22 protein-coding genes are annotated in these 18,930 nt (G+C 56.2%); 14 read left to right on the top strand and 8 right to left on the bottom strand.

What is annotated here, in order from left to right; all coding sequences use genetic code 11:
• Positions 1-97: 97 nt before the first annotated feature.
• The 3 genes from OLTU_RS22325 to OLTU_RS22335 all read right to left on the bottom strand — a co-directional run bounded on the left by OLTU_RS22325 (position 98) and on the right by OLTU_RS22335 (position 2,042).
• A complete protein-coding gene (locus OLTU_RS22325) occupies positions 98-802 on the bottom strand; it encodes a hypothetical protein (protein ID WP_141734964.1) in 705 nt (234 codons plus the stop codon).
• A 226-nt stretch (positions 803-1,028) separates the two neighbouring features.
• Positions 1,029-1,289, bottom strand: a complete 261-nt coding sequence (locus OLTU_RS22330) for a hypothetical protein (protein ID WP_141734965.1) — start codon at positions 1,287-1,289, stop codon at positions 1,029-1,031.
• A 132-nt stretch (positions 1,290-1,421) separates the two neighbouring features.
• On the bottom strand, positions 1,422-2,042 hold the full coding sequence (locus tag OLTU_RS22335; protein WP_141734966.1) for a hypothetical protein: 621 nt from the start codon (positions 2,040-2,042) through the stop codon (positions 1,422-1,424).
• An 87-nt stretch (positions 2,043-2,129) separates the two neighbouring features.
• Here OLTU_RS22335 and OLTU_RS22340 point away from each other — a divergent pair, with 87 nt between their 5' ends.
• The 4 genes from OLTU_RS22340 (at position 2,130) to OLTU_RS22355 (ending at position 6,602) form a co-directional block, all read left to right on the top strand.
• A complete protein-coding gene (locus tag OLTU_RS22340; RefSeq protein ID WP_176736858.1) occupies positions 2,130-3,251 on the top strand; it encodes a glycosyltransferase family 4 protein in 1,122 nt (373 codons plus the stop codon).
• A gap of 137 nt (positions 3,252-3,388) precedes the next feature.
• Positions 3,389-4,972: a hypothetical protein gene (locus OLTU_RS22345; RefSeq protein ID WP_141734968.1), complete on the top strand. Its 1,584-nt coding sequence runs from the start codon at positions 3,389-3,391 to the stop codon at positions 4,970-4,972.
• A gap of 21 nt (positions 4,973-4,993) precedes the next feature.
• Positions 4,994-5,731 carry an alpha/beta hydrolase family protein gene (locus tag OLTU_RS22350; RefSeq protein WP_141734969.1) on the top strand — a complete coding sequence of 246 codons (738 nt, stop codon included), beginning with the start codon at positions 4,994-4,996 and terminating at the stop codon, positions 5,729-5,731.
• A gap of 106 nt (positions 5,732-5,837) precedes the next feature.
• Entirely contained in the window at positions 5,838-6,602 is a 765-nt protein-coding gene (locus OLTU_RS22355; protein ID WP_141734970.1) for a hypothetical protein, read from the top strand.
• On the opposite strand, the gene OLTU_RS22360 is transcribed toward OLTU_RS22355, so the two are convergent.
• Positions 6,599-7,291, bottom strand: a complete 693-nt coding sequence (locus tag OLTU_RS22360) for an HAD family hydrolase (RefSeq protein ID WP_141734971.1) — start codon at positions 7,289-7,291, stop codon at positions 6,599-6,601. The genes OLTU_RS22355 and OLTU_RS22360 overlap by 4 nt on opposite strands.
• Positions 7,292-7,467: 176 nt before the next feature.
• Between OLTU_RS22360 and OLTU_RS22365 the strand changes: the two genes are divergently transcribed.
• The 9 genes from OLTU_RS22365 (at position 7,468) to OLTU_RS22405 (ending at position 16,036) form a co-directional block, all read left to right on the top strand.
• Positions 7,468-8,166, top strand: a complete 699-nt coding sequence (locus OLTU_RS22365; RefSeq protein WP_141734972.1) for a hypothetical protein — start codon at positions 7,468-7,470, stop codon at positions 8,164-8,166.
• Between the two features lie 143 nt (positions 8,167-8,309).
• Positions 8,310-9,806 carry a glycine--tRNA ligase gene (locus OLTU_RS22370; protein WP_141736843.1) on the top strand — a complete coding sequence of 499 codons (1,497 nt, stop codon included), beginning with the start codon at positions 8,310-8,312 and terminating at the stop codon, positions 9,804-9,806.
• Between the two features lie 40 nt (positions 9,807-9,846).
• Entirely contained in the window at positions 9,847-10,269 is a 423-nt protein-coding gene (locus OLTU_RS22375; protein ID WP_141734973.1) for a hypothetical protein, read from the top strand.
• A gap of 150 nt (positions 10,270-10,419) precedes the next feature.
• Positions 10,420-11,028, top strand: a complete 609-nt coding sequence (locus tag OLTU_RS22380) for a DUF4360 domain-containing protein (protein ID WP_141734974.1) — start codon at positions 10,420-10,422, stop codon at positions 11,026-11,028.
• Between the two features lie 26 nt (positions 11,029-11,054).
• Complete coding sequence (locus tag OLTU_RS22385) at positions 11,055-11,612, top strand: hypothetical protein (RefSeq protein WP_141734975.1); 558 nt, start codon at positions 11,055-11,057, stop codon at positions 11,610-11,612.
• A gap of 288 nt (positions 11,613-11,900) precedes the next feature.
• Positions 11,901-13,181, top strand: a complete 1,281-nt coding sequence (locus tag OLTU_RS22390) for a hypothetical protein (RefSeq protein ID WP_141734976.1) — start codon at positions 11,901-11,903, stop codon at positions 13,179-13,181.
• Between the two features lie 26 nt (positions 13,182-13,207).
• Complete coding sequence (locus tag OLTU_RS22395; protein WP_176736859.1) at positions 13,208-14,290, top strand: imelysin family protein; 1,083 nt, start codon at positions 13,208-13,210, stop codon at positions 14,288-14,290.
• 24 nt (positions 14,291-14,314) lie between these two features.
• A complete protein-coding gene (locus tag OLTU_RS22400) occupies positions 14,315-15,709 on the top strand; it encodes a di-heme oxidoreductase family protein (RefSeq protein WP_218110197.1) in 1,395 nt (464 codons plus the stop codon).
• A 132-nt stretch (positions 15,710-15,841) separates the two neighbouring features.
• The gene (locus OLTU_RS22405) at positions 15,842-16,036 is read left to right on the top strand and encodes a (2Fe-2S)-binding protein (protein WP_141734978.1); all 195 of its coding nucleotides are present in this window, start codon (positions 15,842-15,844) and stop codon (positions 16,034-16,036) included.
• Here the strand turns inward: OLTU_RS22405 and bfr are convergent.
• Together bfr and OLTU_RS22415 are read right to left on the bottom strand one after the other, a co-directional pair.
• Positions 16,012-16,488 (bottom strand): bacterioferritin, encoded by a 477-nt coding sequence (gene bfr, locus OLTU_RS22410; RefSeq protein WP_141734979.1) that lies wholly within the window; start codon positions 16,486-16,488, stop codon positions 16,012-16,014. The genes OLTU_RS22405 and bfr overlap by 25 nt on opposite strands.
• A 93-nt stretch (positions 16,489-16,581) precedes the next feature.
• Positions 16,582-17,058, bottom strand: coding sequence for a hypothetical protein (locus OLTU_RS22415; RefSeq protein ID WP_141734980.1), 477 nt, complete (start codon positions 17,056-17,058; stop codon positions 16,582-16,584).
• Positions 17,059-17,293: 235 nt separating this feature from the next.
• Between OLTU_RS22415 and OLTU_RS22420 the strand changes: the two genes are divergently transcribed.
• Positions 17,294-17,677, top strand: coding sequence for a hypothetical protein (locus OLTU_RS22420; protein WP_141734981.1), 384 nt, complete (start codon positions 17,294-17,296; stop codon positions 17,675-17,677).
• Between the two features lie 6 nt (positions 17,678-17,683).
• Here OLTU_RS22420 and OLTU_RS22425 read toward each other — a convergent pair whose 3' ends face one another.
• Positions 17,684-18,373 carry an anti-sigma factor gene (locus tag OLTU_RS22425; protein WP_141734982.1) on the bottom strand — a complete coding sequence of 230 codons (690 nt, stop codon included), beginning with the start codon at positions 18,371-18,373 and terminating at the stop codon, positions 17,684-17,686.
• 23 nt (positions 18,374-18,396) lie between these two features.
• Positions 18,397-18,930, bottom strand: a complete 534-nt coding sequence (locus OLTU_RS22430; protein WP_176736860.1) for an RNA polymerase sigma factor — start codon at positions 18,928-18,930, stop codon at positions 18,397-18,399.

The raw sequence follows: 18,930 nt of genomic DNA on the forward strand, positions 1-18,930 counted from the left end.
CCCCCAAAATGGCAAAGCCTCCTGCTCGTGCAGCCTGAAGCGCAACGATGGGGAGTCCTGGCACCAGCCTAACCGAAAGGGGCTGGGATTTCCACGATCAAAGCTTTGATGAGGCCAGCTTGCTGAGGCCGGACAAAAAGCCGCGCTCAATCCGACGAAGCAGCTGATTCCAGTGCGCGGCATCCCGCTGGCTGAAATCAATGAGCTGCACGGCGATATAAGAAAAGGTTTTGAATTCATCATAGGAAGGGAAGGCCCGCACGAGCCGTCCCCATGGCTGCAAGGATTCGGGCAACCAGAGGCGCGCGACATCCAGACGCAAAGCAACCACGGAATCTATCGCCAGGGCGGCATGGTCATCCCCTCGGACGACCCGCAGCAGCAGGCCGGAGCGGGAAATATCGACCGATTCCAATATTTCGAGTTGCTCCCGATGCGGCCAGCGGGCCTCCACGTAAACCCTGGGATTGACCGGGCAGCGCGGAAACTGCAGACCGTTCGGCGTGCCGAAGTCAGGCATCAGGATGCGATCGAGTTCCATCAAACAGTCGAGGCAGGTCAATCGATAGCGTTTGACCACCGGGCCCTGAGGCACACGGAAGGGAGGCAGAATCGCGGACACGCGCAAGGGGATGCGGCGGCCGACGGCTTCCATGAAGAGGTAATCGCGGCTGCAAAGGTGCTCGCGCGTCAGGATACCGACGGTGCAGGCCGAAACTTCATAAAGGGAATAGTCGATCGCGGCATTGGTGGCTGTCAGTCGTAAAGGGTACGGGCTGTCATCCGACTCTGAGAATTTCATGCACGTTCCTCCAGTCCACCAGGGACCTGGAGACGTTCGGACCGCACCGGCATCGACTTGAAGGAACCAAAAAAGGGCTGTCTTCTTGAGGAGACTGCGAAACTGCATTGCGCGCGAGCCGTTACAGCCAGGGCTGTTTTAAGGCTTTTGGTCCTGTGCGTCCTGGCCGAGTGACAACAAGAAAGGCCCGGACAGAGGTCCAGGCCTTGATCGTGTCAACTTCTTGTCAAGCCAAACGCAGAGGCATCATATCCATCGAACTGCTGGATTCGCGCGATTCGCTTGGCGTTGAGTTCATGGCAACGACATCGTTTCCATAAAGCTCCTGCAGAGCGTGCATGTCCTTCTGTATGATAGGACGTGGCGGAAACCAGCTCGCATAGCTGTTGAAACTCGCCAGCTGTTCTCCATTACGCATGCGACGAAGAATGTCTGCGTTGCGTTCCTTGCGGAGATTGCGGCTTTTGATTTCAGTGACCTTTTTCATATGACCCCTCTCCTGCGAACTTGATAAGGTGCCTATCGGCAGGCAGGACCCCAACTTTAATCGCGAGGGCGGGGGCAACGAATTATTTCAATAAAATCATTACGTTAAAATCTTACTAAAAAAATTAAATAGTCAAATGCCCGCCTGGACCCCCAGGAGGATGCTCGTATTTGGAGCGTCTCCGCTCACCTTCAGGGTGTCTGCACTCACGCCAGCCGGCAGGTTCTCAAACTCGTCAAACTCCAATTCGCGGCTGCCCGACTCGATTTCGAGCATCACACCCAGGCGGAGCAGAAAGTTGTACTTGACCCCAGCGGCGATGTAAGTCCCCGATGGCTTGAAAGCCATCTTCACTTCCTGACCCGTGGTCGCTTCATCGAAGGTTGCAACATAGGCCCCGAACACGGTGTAGCCAAGTTTTCCGTAGATCTCCAGACCACCCAACTCGATGGGCAGCCAGGCTTCCACTTCCAGCCCCACTTCAAAACCGTCCATCGATTTGATGCCCAGCTTGTTCGACTTGTCCCAGTTGATTTGGCTCAAGGACAGACCAAAGCCGACGGGCACCAGAGGAATGGGGTCCAGGTGAGCGGCCGCTTTCAATTCCTGCCCTGATTCGGTGCTGCTGGTACTACCCAATTTAAAATCAGTCGAACGATTTCCCGTTAAAACCTGAGCATCAAACAGCGCAAAGGCCGGGCTTGCCAGCAGAAAGGGAACGACCAGGAGCAGTGCCAGACAGCGTTGCTTCATCGAAAAAACCTCCGCAGGGTGAAAAAGGTGTTGTTCCATGTTTCTATCATGAATACGATGCGGCAACAAGTGAAGTCGAGGGAATCAATGCCTTTCAAAGTTCTGCACATCGATAGCGAAAGCACCTGGCGTGGGGGAGAAAACCAAATCCGGCTCCTTCTGCAGTCGGTGCAAAACAAAAATTGGCAATGGCACCTCGTCGCTCCACCGGGGAGTGAAGCCATCGCCCGCATGTCACATCTGGCTCGAACACTGGCCGTTCCCATGCGTGGCGCGCGGATCCTGACCGCTGCCTTCGCGGTCGCCCGCTATGTCCGCCGGCATGGAATTCAACTCATCGATTGTCAGTCGGGACGGGCTCACAATCTTGGTCTCTTCGTGAAAAAACTTTGTCCCGAGGTGAAGCTGGTGGTGCATCGTCGGGTGGATTACCCACCGGCGCCTGGCTCCTGGCATCGACGCAAATACATGCATCCATCCATCGATCGTTACATTTGCATTTCCGATGCCATTCAACGCATCCTTGCGGATTTCGGCGTGCCGGCGAACCGTCTCACCAAGGTGTGCAGTGCCGTCGATCCCGGCCCCTTTGCCGACGTGGATCGCGCGCAGGCCCGCCGGATTCTGACCACGGAATGGCAGATCCCGATGGACCGTATCATCATTGGGAACCTGGCTTATATTACGGAGCAGAAGGATCATGCGACGCTGATTCGCGCCCTCGGCATTCTGCAGGAACGCGGCGTACCGTTCTTTGCCTACATCGCGGGGGATGGCGCGCTGCGTCCCGCGGCGGAAGCCCTGGCGGCGGAACTCAATCTCGGCCCGGATCGTCTGCGTTTTCTCGGTGTTCGCAAGGATGTGGCGCAACTGCTGGGGGCGACGGATATCTTTGCTCTCTCGTCACAGGATGAAGGCCTCGGCACCAGCCTGCTGGATGCTGTGCACAGCGGCTGTACACTCGTCGCGACAGCTGTGGGTGGGATCCCTGAGATCATTTTGCACGAACGCACCGGCCTGATTTCTCCGGCCAAGGATCCTCAGGCGTTTGCCAACAATCTGGAGCGGCTGCTCCGGGATCCTGCGCTGCTGGAAAAATTACGACAGGGTGCCACCACACACGTGGCCCGCGAATTTTCGCTGGAAGCCATGGTCAGCGGCAATCTCCGCGTCTATGAGGAGCTGATCGGTGCGGCGGAATCGTCATAAATTTGTATGAGTCCACCAAACCCGTCCATAGCCAGCTAAACTGCTTGCGGGCGGCAACCGCGTATGCCATAACCTCAGCCTGAACGATCCCAGAATCAGGTTCCATCCTCTCTCCGCGCCCCTAAGGAGATTCCCCGATGAAGAAACGATTGGTTCGTCTTTCGGTCTGTGCTCTGGCCCTGGCTGCCGGCGCCTGTCAACCGCGCACGCGCACGAAGGTCGTGACGGTGACCGTTCCGGCACCACCAGCGGCGAATGGTGCCGAGCTTGTGGAATTCAAGAAAGAGACCTTTGGCACGCCGCTGCCTCTGGGATTGGCGGATCCTTCCTGCGCCATGCGATCAGACTCCCAGGCTCTGCAGGGATTGGCTGTGCAGAGCGCCTGGTTTGGCTTTCAGGATACCCAGGAGGAGACGATCTCCATCACCACCAGGATTCTGGATGCGCGCACCTTCGAACGGGAACTCACCAACAAGACCGATATGCGTTACACCGTTCAGGGCGAACGCCAGGAGCTCCGGCTGTGCGATGCGCCGGCCCCGGCGGATTCCATGGAAGCGATCGGCCTGCAGCTGAAAAAAGCGGTCGAGGATTCCTTCGCCTTTTATCAAATCGTTCAGAACAGTGCCCCGCAATTGGAGCTGCCAGTGATGCCGGCGGTGGGCCTTGGACTTTTTCCTCAGTATAAAAAGGATGTGAAGCGCGTTGAGCAAATCATTCGCATGGACGGCACCAAATCGCAGAACGCGACCCAGACAGTGACGATCGGAACGGACAATGCGTTCTACTCACCCTTCGCCGACGATACACTGAGCCCGAGCATTTATAATATTTCCGTCATTCCGCAGAGCGTCGAGGCCCGGCAGCAGGGGCTCTATAACGGCAAGGGGCTCTGGGAATTTCCCGTGGTCATTCATCATGAATATGGGCATCACGTCTTTCAGCAGCTCTTCGGTGATTCCACCGTGGTCAGCTTTCAGGCCTATCTCGACTACTGGCAGTCGCATCGGGGTCTCCATTCCATTCATGGGTCCCTTGGACTGCAGGATCGCAGTGACAATCCTGAAACGCGCAGGGAACGTCATGCGTTCCTCTCGAGCCCGGGCCGTATCTTCGGAGCCCTCAATGAAGGTTTCTCGGATCTTTTTGCCCATTACAGTTTGAATGAGGCCAAGGGGCTTTTCGATATCTCCTGCTTTCAGGAGACCCGTGATGTTCTGAGTCCCGTGATGTACGGCGGCCTGCCTAAAGTCTGGAATGAAGACCTATGGCGCGAAACCTTCGACATCACCATGCGCATGGGTCTTGACACGGTGAACAAAAGTGAGGTCTCACCGCTGGAACTCTGCAGCGTTCCGTCCTTCGATGATATTCACGTGGTCGGCGCGGTGCTGGCTCATACCGTTGATTCCGTGTTTCAAACGACGGTCGTGGCACGACGTGAAGGACTCACGCCCACCCTGCATAAAGCCGGTCTTTTGATGCAGTGGCTGCAGACGCTGCGGGCCACGGATGAAGTGCTCGAACTCAGCAGCAAGCAAACGCTCAGCCGCATTTTGAATACAGCCCTGGGAACAGCCCTCACCGCGCTCGGGGATCATGATAAAATGGAATACTGCAGCGTCGTTCAGCAGAAATTCCCTGTGATTCTCGCCCGCTGGAAGGAAAAACCGGCTGAAGACGCGGCGGACATACTGGAGGCCTGCCCCAGGGTCTCCTGATCCGTACCTACGGGAGGTTCGATGCGCGTTTGGATTCTTCTGACTCTTTTTCTCAGCCTGCGCGTCGCGGCCGAAACACGGACGGAACATACCTTCAAGGATCCTGTCACAGGCAAGTCGGGTCTTTACACGGCAGCCTTTGGCACGAATCAGGGCCTGCTCCTTTTCTTTCATGGTTCCGGCAATACGCAGGCCTATGCCAGCTCCTTTGAAACTTTGCAGAAGGTCGCACGCACCTACGATCTTGTGCCGGTGGCTCTGCAGGCTCCCAACCAGGCTGTGACCTGGCCCGAGGGTCGGCATGCTCCCAACAATAGGCACGTGGACTATGTGAAGTCCTTTCTGGAACGGGAAATTCAGGCCAAACACCCCGAAATCAAACGCGATCGCCTGATCCTGGCTGGTTATTCCGCAGGCTCGACCTTTCTCAGCGGTGATCTTCTGCCTGCCGTCATCAGCGCCTGGCAGGGCGGAGCCGTCATGCTCTGCGGCGGTGGGGGTCCGGTGATTTTTCCACCTGACGTGTTCAAAAAGCTCAGCCCGGAAGCGGCCCGGAAATTTCCCTTGTACTTTATAATTCAGCAGAAGGACTTTCTCTATCCTCAAACCATGCAAGGCATAAGCTATTGGAAATCACGGCAGGCTCTGGTTCAGGCGGAAACTCCGGCGGGCGGGGGGCATTGTGCGTTTGACATGCAGGCCGAACTGATCAAAGGGATCCGGAAAATCCTCGACATGGCCCGCCTCCCGACCCGCTGAATACCTCTTGAATTCCTTCATGAAATCAGCCTTTTAAAGCGTTTCATCAAAAGCCGCAACCCGGGGACCGATAAGTTTCATAAGACACATCCACCGGGGAATACATATGAAAAGTGCGTCGCTGGTCAGCAGCTTTCTCCTTTTAAGTCTGACGGCTTGTGATCGGAATAACTTTTCCGGCAAGACTTCGGTCACCGCGGAACCCATTCCCGTCCCCACCGAAACCGTGGACGAGGTGGCCGTTGAGCCGACCCCTGATGGTCCGCCTCCTGCCAGCAAACCCATCACGCAGCCTGGTGGCGTCCCCGGCGGGCACTTCGATCTGGATACCGCGACGCAAACCTATGCCTTCAACGCGGGAACCACCGTGAAGCATGTGCATGAGTATGATGATAAATACAACGTGACCGGCGTGGATTTTTTCAATCTCCTCGACGCCAACTTCGTTGAACCGGCCGAAGCCATCAGTCCCGATCAAACCTTTAAAATCATCGTGGCCAATGCCCAGCTTTCACCCGGGGCGCGCCTCGCGATCAACGGTCAATCCTTTGCCGCCACCGATTGGCAAAAACGCAGCCAGTCCGGAGATCTGCCGCTCTTTAGTCTCAGCGGTGTGGCGGGAACCCAGAAACTCGAATCCCTGGCTTTGACGTTTGATCCACAAAAACCGATCAGCGCGCAATTGATTCCCACGGTGACCGACCTTGTACGGAAAAACGCTCCCGGCCCGGGCCAGACCTATCGAGCCGGAGCCCTGACGATTCAGATCATTGATGCCAAAACGGGCCAGATTGATCCCACTCTGGGCGTGGCCAGGATTGGTGAGACGGGCATGCTCTGGGAATCGACCCTCTTCTGGCACAAGAATTAAAGACGTCCGGCATGAATGAGCTTGAGAATATCCTCAAGCCGGGACAAATCGTCATGAAAAAAATCCGGTTCGGCTTCATCAATCGCCGCTCGGGCCACCGGTCCTGTTCCCACGATCAAAACATCGGCTCCGATCGCACGAGCACAGCGCACATCCGCGGGCGTATCCCCGATAATCAAAACCTCATGCGGGCGCAGTTCACGGCCGCATAAACGCTCCGCGCGGCGGAAGGCTTCAGCAGCGATTTCCGCGCGATCCTCATGATGATCGCCAAAACCACCAAAATGAAAATAAGGCCACAGGTGAAAGGCCTCGAGTTTGATCTGCGCGCAGCGTTCAATATTTCCCGTCAGGAGGCCCATGAAATGCCGTCCATCATCGTGCAGCTTTTGCAGAAGCTCGCGCACGCCCGGCAACAGGATCGGCGCCTGGTTCTGCAGCGCCTCATGAAAGTAGCTGGCATAAAGATCCAAATATTCCTGCCCGGCCTCGGGCGTCCAGGGGATCTCATGCCGGTCAAAGAGTTCGCGTGCAATCGATTGATCGGTGCGCCCACCAAAGCTGATATCGACGAACGGCTGCTCGATCGCATGCAGTTCCGTCAGGGCCCGGGCCAGCGCGGCCTTGCCCGCACCTCCTGCGCGCACCAGGGTGCCATCAATATCAAAAAGCAGAACGCGGTAACTCATGCCTGGCTCACCTCTCGTTTTTCGCGCGGGCCTATCCCTCGCATGCCTCCCAGTTTAGCCCGACTTTTTGCCAAAGCTCAAACCTGCAAAAGGACCGGAGCCCTTAATTTCTTCCCAATTTTGCCGAAGGCTTGACTACGAATTGCCGAGTCCCAGGGCGTGACAGGAGGTCCGAGATGGGAATAAGACACCGTACAGCCATCAGCATGATACGCATGCAGAGGCGTCAGGCCGAAGCCAACGGTCCGCGCATCAGCGGTCCCTCGCGTACCGCCCGCCGGGTTTCTTTCAGCCAGATTGACCCGGAAGCCCAACAGCATCGGCACCGTGCAACTCCCCTGCAGCCTCAGGATCAGGATGCCAGTTTTCAACTCCTGCAGCGTCTCCGTCTGGCTCTGCGTCCCTGGACGGATGAGAAATCGCTGGCCAGCAAAGAGTACGAATCCTTGCAGGATGAACTGCAGCGCCTCAGCCAGCTTAAGGCCAATCAGCAAAGCCGTACCGCATCGGAAATCTGGGAAGACCATGCTGCCCCTTACCGGAGCGGATCAGAGGAGCCGGATAGACTGCCTTATCGCACCATCAAAATTGTAACGACCGAGCCACAGCCCATCGAACGCCGGGATATCACCCCATTGGATCTGAGCCTTTATCGGCAGACCTTTCTGGAAAGCCCGGCACCGGCCCGCTATCTGACTCTGGTTCCGACGGACGAGCCGGCTGTGCCCCAGGCCAAGGACCTGCTCATTGATGAAGAGGCTCAGCTGGGCGATGCCACGGCAAACCTGACTCAACAGTCGCTGGAGGCCAGAACTCACGGCAAGGATCGCATCGCCATCAGCCCCAAAGTGGCCTTGAGCCTGCTCGACACATAAGTCGCACGACTTGTCAGACTGGCCACCACAGGTCTTTCCACCCACCGATTCCGCCTTGAGCTCTCATCGGGAAACGTCTATCTTTTCCCTTTTCGAGACTTACCAGCCAGGCAGGAGTCGCAGCTTTGAACGAATTGGACCTCATGACAAAAATCGTGTCTCTCTGCAAACGACGCGGCTTTGTATTTCAAAGCTCTGAAATATACGGCGGCCTCAAGTCGGCCTATGACTATGGTCCCTTGGGCGTTGAGTTGAAACGCAATATCGCGGCCGCCTGGTGGCGTTCGATGGTTTACGAGCGCGACGATATCGTCGGCATTGATGCCTCGATCATCATGCATCCCAAGGTTTGGGAAACCTCGGGTCACGTGGCCGGTTTTTCCGATCCTTTGGTCGATTGCCTCAACTGCAAGGAACGCTTTCGCGGTGACAAGGCTCCCCGCGCGGAAGTGGGCAGTGAAGTCGTCTTTCAGGAGGGCGGCAAGGCTTCGGGTAAAAAACTGAAAGGCACCGTCGGCGCCTGCGGTTATGTGTGCCCCGTCTGCGGCTCGCCCAATCTCAGCGACGAGCGCCAGTTCAATGGCATGTTCCGCACCACGCTCGGCCCGGTGGATCCGCTTGCCGATTTCTTTAAAGAGATCAAGGATAAAAATCTCGACGAACGCGAGATGCGCGCCCAATACGAAGAGTGTTTGAAACGATCGCTCGTGTATCTGCGCCCGGAAACTGCTCAGGCCATGTTCGTGCAGTTTCTGAATGTGCAGCAGACGACCTCGATGAAAGTGCCCTTTGGTATCGCCCAGCAGGGCAAATCCTTCCGCAATGAAATCGTGGTGGAGCACTTCATCTTCCGTTCCTGCGAATTCGAACAGATGGAAATGGAATTCTTCATCGAGCCCGGCACTCAGGATCACTGGCTGAAATACTGGACCGACGAGCGCATGGCCTGGTATCGCAAGTATGCGAACACCCCGGCGAACTTCCGCCTGCGCCAGCACGAGGATAACGAGCTGGCTCACTACTCGGACGACTGCTACGATGTCGAGTACCTCTATCCCTGGGGTTGGGGTGAACTCGAAGGCATCGCCTCGCGGACGGATTATGACTTGAAACGTCACGGTGCAGCCACCGGCTCCAAGCTCAGCTACTTCGATCAGAACAAGACCGATCCCGAGACAGGCAAACCCGGCTGGCGTTATGTGCCTTACGTGATCGAACCCGCCGCGGGTCTCACCCGTACGGTCCTGGCCATGCTGCTCGATGCCTACCATGAAGAAAAAAGCGTCGATGCCAACGGTCAGGAAAAAATCCGCGTGCTTTTGAAACTGCATCCCGCTCTGGCTCCGATCAAGGTGGCGGTTTTGCCTTTGGTGAAAAAGGATGGTCAGCCGGAAAAAGCCGAGGCCATTGCCAAGGAATTGCGCCGGGCCGGTCTGAACGTGGCCTGTGATGATGCCCAGAGCATAGGAAAACGCTACGCCAAACATGACGAGGTCGGCACCCCCTTCTGTATCACGATTGATACCCAGACTTTGGACGATCAGACGGTTACATTGCGCGATCGGGATACGGCCCAGCAGGAACGCTTGACGATCCCGGCCGCCATTGCGAAAGTAGTGGAAGCCTGTCGTCATCCTTGAAAGCTGTTCCGCGCATCGTAGCGTTGCGCCAGGAGGGAATTTGAACAGACGTCCCAATAACCAGCAGGGCTCCGGAAGTCATGGGGATCGCAACCGCAATCGGCGCCGTCGCGGCGGTGGTGGCGGCGGTGGCGGTGGCAACCAGCAGGGTGGCGGTGGCCCGCGCCATCCGCGCCAGCAGGGTGAAGCGGCCCAGCCGGTCGAGATTACACGCAAAGCACCGCCGGTTCTGAAGCGCTATGGGGTGGTTTTCTATGATAACCATGCCCAGGCTCGTGAGGATGCCGCCAATCTTCAGGAAAAAGCCAAAGCGGTTGATCAGCTCAATATTGTCATCCGGGCTGAAGGAAACATGGACGATCCTGAGCTTGTCAAATTTGGCAAGGTCTTCGCGGGTGAAGCCTGGCATCTCATCCACCGTCGTCGGGTGGAAGACAAGTGGTACGACGAGCCCCATGAATAAGTGAATGAACCCCCATCGGAAAAGGATGGGGGTATCCTCGAATCGCCTCATATCCTCGCACAATTTCCCAGCCCCTATCAGTTCAAAGAATCAGCGCCTTGAGAGATAACCGTTGCATCCGAACAACGAATTCTCTTGAGGAAAGTAACCATGATGAAGCAACTGATCGCACTGACCCTTCTCGCATCAAGCACCGCTTCGTTCGCTGGCTGGACATCGCACGGCCGTCTGCAGGTCAACGAAGACAGCATCAAATTCATCGGCAACGGTTGCAGCGCCGATGACGCTTTTGTCAGCTTCAACGGTGACGGTTCGTTTGACCTCGTCTTCACGAATCTGGAAGCTGTCACAGGTGAGGGCGTGAAAAACGTCACCAAAACCTGCCAATTCAAATTTGATGCCCGCATTCCTGCTGGCCTGACGTTCACCACCAGCCGCGCAGGCATCGCTGGTTTCTCCAACATCAGCTCGGAAAATGGCCAAACCCTCGCCACTCTGCGCCATACACTGGGCGGACAGGTCAGCGACGCCGCCATCGCCAGCTACACCTATGCCGACGGCAGCGTTCAGGATGTTGTCCTGAATAAGGATCTGCATTTCGCTAAAAAGATTTGGAACCCTTGCGGAAAGGACACCACCTTCAAGACCACGGTCACAGTTAACGCCAAGGGCGACGATGCTGTGATCAGCATCTCGGAAGGCGCTCAAAGCGGCAAGACCTACTCGATCCGTTACTACTGGACTTGGAAATCCTGCTAAACTCAGCATGACCATGGAGGTCGGACATGAGCCTTGCAACGATCGGTTTTATCGGCTTGATAGGGACCGCGGGTATGATCCAGGATCCCTCGCGCGTCCGCCTCCTGGGTCCCTGCAGCAAATTGGAAAGCACAGCGATCAAATTTGATGAACAGGGACGCCTCATCATTGATCTTTCCAGTCTGCCACCGCTCACGGCTGACCGTCGCAAGGCGGTCTGTCAGATCAAGGTTCCTTATCATGAAGGATCCAGAGTGATGGCGGGTTCGTGGCAGATGGACGCTCAGTATCACGCGGCTCACGGCAGCAAAATGCTTTCCACGGTGCGCTTCAGCGCAGCGGGAACGGTCGGCCCGGCCCAGCTTTGGTCGATCGAGCAACCTTCCACCGAACCCCTCAGTTGGAAGGAATCCTACTCGATTTTGGATGAAGAACCAGGTGAGGCGGAACTTAAAATTACCTGGACCAGTGAGCTGCAAATGCCCTCCCAGGAAACCGCACCTCAGTCCGGTTGCGGGCCGAGCTTTCAGTGGAAACAAATCATTGTTACGCCGACCGCAGCAACTTCGGACTCCCCTCAGTAAGTCCTCGTGATGCCGTCTGCCCACCGGGCAGGCGGGGCTTTTCCTGTCCAATCCAGCGACCGCGTCCGTCCAAGGCCTGAACAATGGCCAGTCGCCCAACCGCATCGACGTAAGAATTTTCGCCAAAAGTCTGTCAATTCAAGGTCCTGCCTGCTGAATTCTTACCTGAAAATTAAACTGGCTTTGGCGCAATTATTGTAATAAGAATCACTATCATTTTCATTAAGCCCAGGCCCAGTGTGCCGTGGGCGCGGCCGCGAACCCTTTCGCATTTGAGGATGTCCATCCATGCGCTTCAGGCTTTTGGCTCTTCCTCTTACACTGCTGGCTTCCACGAGCCATGCTGAAACATCAACAGCAACTTCCCCTTCGGCACCCAAAATCTCCGGATACGGTGACCTTGTCTTCAGTTACGCCGACTATGGCGCTGATCCCAAGGCCAGTTCGCGCGGATCAAAAAAAGATAAACGCTGGATTTTCGAAACCCGCCGTTTCGTTCTCGAACTCGAGCAGGAACTGATCCGTGGTTTTTCCTTCGAAGCGGAACTTGAAATCGAGCACGGCGGTACCGGCACCGCGCTGGAACTTGAATATGAAGAGGCCGGTGAATACGAAAGCGAAGTGGAGAAAGGCGGCGAAATTCAATTTGAAAAGCTGTTCATCCAGAAACAGCTGGAGCACGCCCGAGTGCGCATCGGTCGCGTGCCGGTGGCCTTTGGTCTTCTGCCCTTGCATCATGAACCCTTCGACTATCTCGGCACGGTGCGTGCGGAGAGTGAGGAGCACCTGATCCCCTCCGGCTGGAGCGAAATCGGTGCCGAAGTCCTGCTCCAGGGCTGGAATCAAAAGCTGCACGCTCAGCTGATCAATGGCCTGGATTCCACGGGCTTCAGTTCCCAGTATTTCGTGGTCGGTGGACAGCAGAAAAAATTTGAAACGAACAAGGCCAACAATCCCGCCTTTGTTCTGCGCTGGACCAACACCGATATTCCCGGTCTCGAAACGGGTTTCTCATATTACTACGGAGATTCCAGCGCCAACCGCCCGCAACCGGATCTCACCAAAACCTGCCCAGCGGAAAACGATGCGCAGGAAGTGGCTCCCTGCGGCTATGTGGAAACCGCGTTGCAGCTGACCTCTTGGTTTGCCCGGGGACAGTGGAATCGTATTCAGGGCCAGGCTTCGGTCGTTCATGGCAAACTCCAGAACGCGGATGACATCAACCGCCGCAACGCTGGTCTCTCTCAAAAATACCAGGGCGTGCTCCGCAGTCCCGTCGGCAAGGAGGCCTATGCGGCCTGGACCGAATGGGGTTATCGCTTCGAAGGTTTCGAAGCGGAGGATAGCGTCGTCCCCTTTGTCCGCTGGGAAAGCTACGACACCGTTTACAAGGCGGCGGCGGGCGCCTTGGATCAAGCGCGTTTTTCGCGACACAATGTCAGCCTCGGGGTCAGTTATCAGGTGGCGACGATTCTGAATTTCAAACTCGATGCCACGGAACGAACCTTTGGTTCCGACCAGCTGCGCACCGAGCATGATTATCGCTTTGCCCTCAACTTTGTGTATTAAGATCTTTCACATAAGGGATGAATGACATGAAACGACTCGCTTGTTTGCCTCTTTCCCTGGCTTTCTCCTTGTTTATCAGCGTCGGCGCCTGCAGCAAGTCCGATACGGATGAAGAACCTGCTGCGGACCCGGTCCAGGACAAGGCCATCCTCAATACCTTTGTCGATGATGTCGTGCTCGATACCTACCAGGACCTGGCCACACGCTCGGCGTCGCTGCATGATGCTGTCACAACCCTGGTTGCGACACCGACCGAGGAAAATTTTCAAGCGGCACGCAACGCCTGGGCCGCGACCCGTGTGCCCTGGGAGCAAAGTGAGTCCTTCCTCTTCGGACCGGTCGATACCTATGGCTATGACCCTGCTCTCGACAGTTGGCCATTGGATCATGCCGGTCTCGATGCGGCCATTGCCGCCTACAATAATGTGGATGTGGACACGGTTGACCCCAGTCTGAAAGGCTTTCACGCCATCGAATTCATTCTCTTTGGTTATGACAAGGGCAAGACGCTGGCCAATCTCACCAGCCCGGAAAAAAATTACCTTCAGGCTTTGACCGCCAATCATAAATCTGTCACCGCACGCATCCTGCAGGCCTGGAAGGAAGGCCTGGATAACAACACGCCTTTCGCCATCAGCCTGAAGGCGGCCGGTGACAGTGGCAATGATCTTTATCCGTCAACCGCAGCCGCCATTGAGGAAATGGTGGAAGGCATGGTCGGCATCGCTGATGAGGTGGCGAATAACAAAATCGCGCAGCCCTTTGATCAGCAGGACCCGAACCTCGTGGAAAGCCAGTTCTCGTTTAATTCACTCGAAGACTTTCAAAATAACATTCATAGTATCCGTCACGTCTGGCAAGGCAGCAAAAGTGGAAAGGCCGCGGACGCCAGTCTGAGTGCGCGGGTTCAGGCTCTCGATCCGGATTTGAATGCCGCAGTTGAAGCCGCTATCGATGCCTCTCTTGCGGCCCTGAAGGCGATCCCTGATCCTTTCCGGAATTCGATTGTCGATGCGGCGGCCCGTCCGAAAATTCTGGCCGCACAGCTGGCCATTCGTGAGCTGCAGGAACTTCTGGATACCAAGGTTCGTGCTGTTCTCGCACCCTGATATCCAAGGATAGGAGATGCGCCGATGATGTTCCGTTTTTGGTTTGTTCCCTCACTCCTTTTGGTCCTTGTGAGCTGCGGCCCGCGCTCCAGGAATTCCACGAGTCCCGAAGCCGAGATGTTTCTGGCCGGTGGTGGGACCACGATCAAAAACCGGACCTCCACGGCGTTCACCGCCCCGGCCGCGAACCTCAATCCTGAGGAGTTTCAACTGCACGGGGAAGGTGATGTCTTCTTTGAAGGTGAATTCGTCAAGGGCCCGTCCCCGGTGCGTCCGGGTCTGGGGCCGACATTCAACAACACGAGCTGCCGCGGCTGCCATGTTCGCAATGGACGCGGCATGCCCGTTCTTGGCGCCAATGGAACGCTGCGTTCGCCGGTCCTCGTGCGGGTGAGTCTTGATCCTTCGGCCCTGGATCGCTTTCCCGAATTGCAAAGCCTGCAAGTTCCCGGTGCGGGTCCTTATCCTGTTCCAGGTTTTGGAACGCAGATTCAAAATCATGCTGTCCTGGGTGCCGAACCTGAAATCACCCTGAGTCTCAGCTGGGAGGAGGTCAGCGGTCAGTATCCCGACGGCACAGGCTATACCTTGCGCAAACCCATCCTCGCGTATGAGGGTTCCCCGGAAAAACTCGCCCTGATGCAGGACAGCGCCGTGCAACGTTCCATCCGGCAAACGCCGCCGGTCGTGGGTCTTGGTCTTTTGGAAGCGGTGCCGGTGTCAACGCTTCGCGACCTGGAGGATCCGGAGGATACGGACGGCGACGGCATCTCAGGACGCCTGAATCAGGTCTGGGATCCTGTCACACAATCCCTGGCTGCGGGTCGCTTTGGTTGGAAAGCCTCCGCCCCCAGCCTTTTGGTGCAGACCGCCGCCGCCTTCGCCGACGATATGGGTGTGACCAATCCGATCTTCCCTGGCGCCGATGGGTCCCTGGAAATCGATGCCGACTTTGTCCGGAAAACCGCCTTCTATACCCAGACCCTGGCTGTTCCGGATCGCGTGCGCACGCCCTCTCCGTCCGCGGTGCAAGGGGAAATCCTCTTTCAAGCCAGCGGCTGCGCCTCATGCCATCGTCCTGCGCTCAGCACGGACGACAGCAGCAGCATCGCCGCCCTGCGCAACCAGACCTTTGCCCCTTATACGGATCTTTTGCTTCACGATATGGGCGAAGGCCTCGCCGATGGCCGTCCGGATTTTCTGGCCAGCGGTCGGGAATGGCGAACGCCTCCTCTTTGGGGAATTGGACTCACGGGCACCATACTTCCGCAAAGCGGATTTCTGCATGACGGACGGGCGCGGAGTCTGGAGGAGGCCATCCTCTGGCACGGCGGGGAGGCGGAAGCATCCCGCAAGGCATTTGAAATATTGAAAGCCGAGGAACGCGCGCAACTCCTTGATTTTCTTAAGTCGCTCTAGGTCGGCAGAAAATGCCTTCCTGACCTATTCAAAAAGTCCAGGATTTACGCACTCTTAATTGATATTGAAAGTAATTCTCAATATCTGTATGATAAAATCCGATAAGAGAGGAAATGTTGGAGGAAGGCTCTCATGATCGTCTGTCTTTGTTTCGGCGTGAATAACAGGGCAATCGAACAGTTGAAAGAGCAGGGATGTGACACCCTGCGGCAATTACAAAATAAGTGCCAGGCCGGCAGCAGTTGTGGTGCCTGCATCCCCGAGTTGAAAAAAACCCTGCAAGAAAACGGCAAGAAAGCCGCTCAGGATTCTTCACGCAGTTGTTGAGCCAGATAATTCACGAGCGTCAGCTCCTGAATCAGACCCAATTGGGTTTCCAGCCAGTCGATATGATTTTCCTCATCCTCCAGGATATGTTCAAAGAGCTCCCGGGACGTATGATCCCGGGCGTCGATCGCGACCTGGATCGCCTTCTTCAGTCGATCCACAGCATCGTACTCCAGCTTCAGATCGCTTTCGAATTGTTCCTTGACCGTCTCGCCGATGTTGATCTTCATGAGTCTTTGGACGTTGGGCACGCCTTCCAAAAAGAGGATGCGATCCATTAGTTTTTCAGCATGCTTCATTTCATCGATGGATTCGTGGCGGACTTTATCAGCTATGCGATCATAGCCCCAGTCCTTACACATTCTGGCGTGTAGAAAATACTGATTAATTGCCGTCAGCTCGCCCGTGAGCACATCGTTCAGGGCTTCGATGACTTTCGCATCACCTTTCATGGCTACATCCTTATCCATATGTTGCGTTGATCGTGTCATCTCCAACACTTATGGATAAGGGGAACATGAACCGAGTTCAATGCTTATTTATTTTTATTCAATGGCACTGGCGCACGCCTCAGCTTCGCAGTCGGGTTCAGGCGTGGCGGCTTGCGGCTCATCCGCTTCTTCCGGTTTGGATTCATTTTCCACCAAAGGCTCGACAGTCTTCTCAGGCGTGAGTTCCACTTCCGTGGTTTCCACATGATTCGACAGGGTGGTACTCGTATCGGTATAGGATTCCACGCGCAACACAAAGGTCTGCGTACCGCGCACCAGAGTGATGTGCTGCGGACCGAGTTCCCGCACTTCCAATTCCGCTTGCACCAGGCGATCGCCTTTATGCAGCATGCGGGTCCTGCCGCTCGATTTATCCCGCACCACGGCAACCGATTGGCTCTTGGACTTTGCCCCCTGCACATGGATCACGCCGATCAGTGCCAAATTTTTGACATAGGGTTCAACGGCAGGTCCAGCTTGCGCTCCAGACGCCAGTGTCACACTTATCAGAAAGCGCCAAAATCCAGTCATATCCCCTCCCTGGGAAATTCCGGCCCCAAAAACTCTTCGGCGGAGAGGGCAAAATCTTGACTGAAAGCTGCGTGCCGTCACATTATGGAACATGTGTGGGCTGCGTGCCGACCATGATGGAGCATGCGTGGGCTGCGTGCCGACCATGATGGAGCATGCGTGGGCTGCATCCCGATGTGGGGCGGCATGCGCGCCGACCACGAAACCCTGGAAGACGATGAGGAGGATGCGCTCGATGAATCCGCAGGATCGAACCATTCGTCATTATTTTCTAGGCCTGCTGGCCTTCTACTGCCTGATCGGTTTCTACGGAACGCTTTGGGTATCCGATGAATTTGATCGGGAACGCAGTTTATTCTATGCGTTTATCGCCATGCCCGGCCTGATCGCATTCTATATTAAGGTTCTGGTGCAAAAACATTGGCTCGAGGATTATCCAGTGAGCTTCTGGACCAGCACCATTCTTCTGCTGCTGGCGTTCAGCTGGGGCAATCTCCTGTGGCTGAATGCGGTATCCAGTCAGGAGAGAGCGCTGGTGAATGTCACGTTGAATGAAGGGGTCTATGCGATGACCCATCAGCGCGGGGGCCTGGGCTGGATCTATAAACCCCGCTGGTGATGCGAATCAGGGAACGGTGTAGCAGGCGTTCTCGGGCAGATAGGCCCACAGCTGACCGATGATTTCAATCAGGTGCTTCAAACCCTCCTGATCCTGGGCGCCGAGGATGCAATACCGCGTTCCCGAGACCGCATTCTCTTCCAGGATATGCATATCGCCCTGCTCTTTCTTATATTCCAAATTCGCCACAAACACCGGTTCCGGCTCGCCCTGCTGCCGAAAGAGAGCGACGTAACCATCCGCATCCGCCGTGACGTTGACCTTGATCTGATGACGGCTGCCGGCCGGAGCCGCTGCCGGACGATCATCGTAGACGATAATGGAAGCCGAGAATCCGGCCGCAGTGCCCCGCGTGGGCATGGTGCCAGGGCTTTCCTCGGTGACCGGGGACGTGCTGTTTAAAAAGAGCAGGAGCGCGGCCACAGCCCCCAGGATGCCGGACACATAAATCCAACCGCGGCGTCTGTGAGTTGATGAAATGGAACGCACCGGCGCATCCGGCCGGGACCCGACTGATGGTGGGTTGGCGTCAGCAGCCAGCCGGGCTTCCAACTTTCCCCAGACTCGATCCGCTCCGGCCTGGTCCTTCGGTCGCCCCGCCGCCTCATAACTGTCCTCGACAAGACGGAGGAACGCTTCATCCTCCGGACTCATCGCGAACTCGGGATCGCTCCCGGAATGTTTGTCCTTGCTCATGTCATCGTCCTTCTCTGTCTGTCTCAGATCCCATCCAGTTCTGCGAGCTTTCTTGCGAGGTCGTCCTTAAACTTCTGGCGCATGCGACTGAGACGTGAGGTGATTGTACCTGTACTTTCACCCAAACGCTCGGCAATATCCCGAACAGAAAGCCCCTCCTTATAGAACAAGCCGAAACATTCGCCGCCTGGTTGACGGGCGACCTCTTCTATAAAACGCTCAGCGACCGCTATTACTGCACGCCGGTCGGTATTTTGTTCCCATAGGGTGGCCTCAAGATTGGCAATATCCTCGCCGACCGCCTCAGTCTTGCGGCTTTGACTTTGCCGCACTTTGTCAATCGCCAGATTGCGGGCGGTAATCGATAGAAAACCCTTGATTTTCAGGGGGTCGATGCGATCGAGCGACTGATGCAGACGCAGAAAAACGTCCTGGACCAGATCGTCGCGCTCCTCTTCGCTGAGCCGAAAGGAACGCAGCACAAACTGGACCAGCCCGACATGGGCCTCATAGATCTCGCGAAAATTCGTGGCTCTCTGAGCTGGGGACTGGTTCAC

This window comes from Oligoflexus tunisiensis (genome assembly GCF_001748245.1).
GTDB lineage: Bacteria > Bdellovibrionota_B > Oligoflexia > Oligoflexales > Oligoflexaceae > Oligoflexus > Oligoflexus tunisiensis.

What these genes read in the sequence shown, in the direction of transcription:
- OLTU_RS22385 (WP_141734975.1), top strand. Translation starts at nt 11,055, where the DNA reads ATGAGCCTTGCAACGATCGGTTTTATCGGCTTGATAGGGACCGCGGGT.
- OLTU_RS22340 (WP_176736858.1), top strand. Translation starts at nt 2,130, where the DNA reads ATGCCTTTCAAAGTTCTGCACATCGATAGCGAAAGCACCTGGCGTGGG.
- OLTU_RS22330 (WP_141734965.1), bottom strand. Translation starts at nt 1,289, where the DNA reads ATGAAAAAGGTCACTGAAATCAAAAGCCGCAATCTCCGCAAGGAACGC.
- OLTU_RS22400 (WP_218110197.1), top strand. Translation starts at nt 14,315, where the DNA reads ATGATGTTCCGTTTTTGGTTTGTTCCCTCACTCCTTTTGGTCCTTGTG.
- OLTU_RS22335 (WP_141734966.1), bottom strand. Translation starts at nt 2,042, where the DNA reads ATGAAGCAACGCTGTCTGGCACTGCTCCTGGTCGTTCCCTTTCTGCTG.
- OLTU_RS22425 (WP_141734982.1), bottom strand. Translation starts at nt 18,373, where the DNA reads ATGAGCAAGGACAAACATTCCGGGAGCGATCCCGAGTTCGCGATGAGT.
- OLTU_RS22415 (WP_141734980.1), bottom strand. Translation starts at nt 17,058, where the DNA reads ATGACTGGATTTTGGCGCTTTCTGATAAGTGTGACACTGGCGTCTGGA.
- OLTU_RS22420 (WP_141734981.1), top strand. Translation starts at nt 17,294, where the DNA reads ATGAATCCGCAGGATCGAACCATTCGTCATTATTTTCTAGGCCTGCTG.
- OLTU_RS22360 (WP_141734971.1), bottom strand. Translation starts at nt 7,291, where the DNA reads ATGAGTTACCGCGTTCTGCTTTTTGATATTGATGGCACCCTGGTGCGC.
- OLTU_RS22355 (WP_141734970.1), top strand. Translation starts at nt 5,838, where the DNA reads ATGAAAAGTGCGTCGCTGGTCAGCAGCTTTCTCCTTTTAAGTCTGACG.
- bfr (WP_141734979.1), bottom strand. Translation starts at nt 16,488, where the DNA reads ATGAAAGGTGATGCGAAAGTCATCGAAGCCCTGAACGATGTGCTCACG.
- OLTU_RS22345 (WP_141734968.1), top strand. Translation starts at nt 3,389, where the DNA reads ATGAAGAAACGATTGGTTCGTCTTTCGGTCTGTGCTCTGGCCCTGGCT.
- OLTU_RS22325 (WP_141734964.1), bottom strand. Translation starts at nt 802, where the DNA reads ATGAAATTCTCAGAGTCGGATGACAGCCCGTACCCTTTACGACTGACA.
- OLTU_RS22380 (WP_141734974.1), top strand. Translation starts at nt 10,420, where the DNA reads ATGATGAAGCAACTGATCGCACTGACCCTTCTCGCATCAAGCACCGCT.
- OLTU_RS22390 (WP_141734976.1), top strand. Translation starts at nt 11,901, where the DNA reads ATGCGCTTCAGGCTTTTGGCTCTTCCTCTTACACTGCTGGCTTCCACG.
- OLTU_RS22395 (WP_176736859.1), top strand. Translation starts at nt 13,208, where the DNA reads ATGAAACGACTCGCTTGTTTGCCTCTTTCCCTGGCTTTCTCCTTGTTT.
- OLTU_RS22370 (WP_141736843.1), top strand. Translation starts at nt 8,310, where the DNA reads ATGACAAAAATCGTGTCTCTCTGCAAACGACGCGGCTTTGTATTTCAA.
- OLTU_RS22350 (WP_141734969.1), top strand. Translation starts at nt 4,994, where the DNA reads ATGCGCGTTTGGATTCTTCTGACTCTTTTTCTCAGCCTGCGCGTCGCG.
- OLTU_RS22405 (WP_141734978.1), top strand. Translation starts at nt 15,842, where the DNA reads ATGATCGTCTGTCTTTGTTTCGGCGTGAATAACAGGGCAATCGAACAG.
- OLTU_RS22365 (WP_141734972.1), top strand. Translation starts at nt 7,468, where the DNA reads ATGGGAATAAGACACCGTACAGCCATCAGCATGATACGCATGCAGAGG.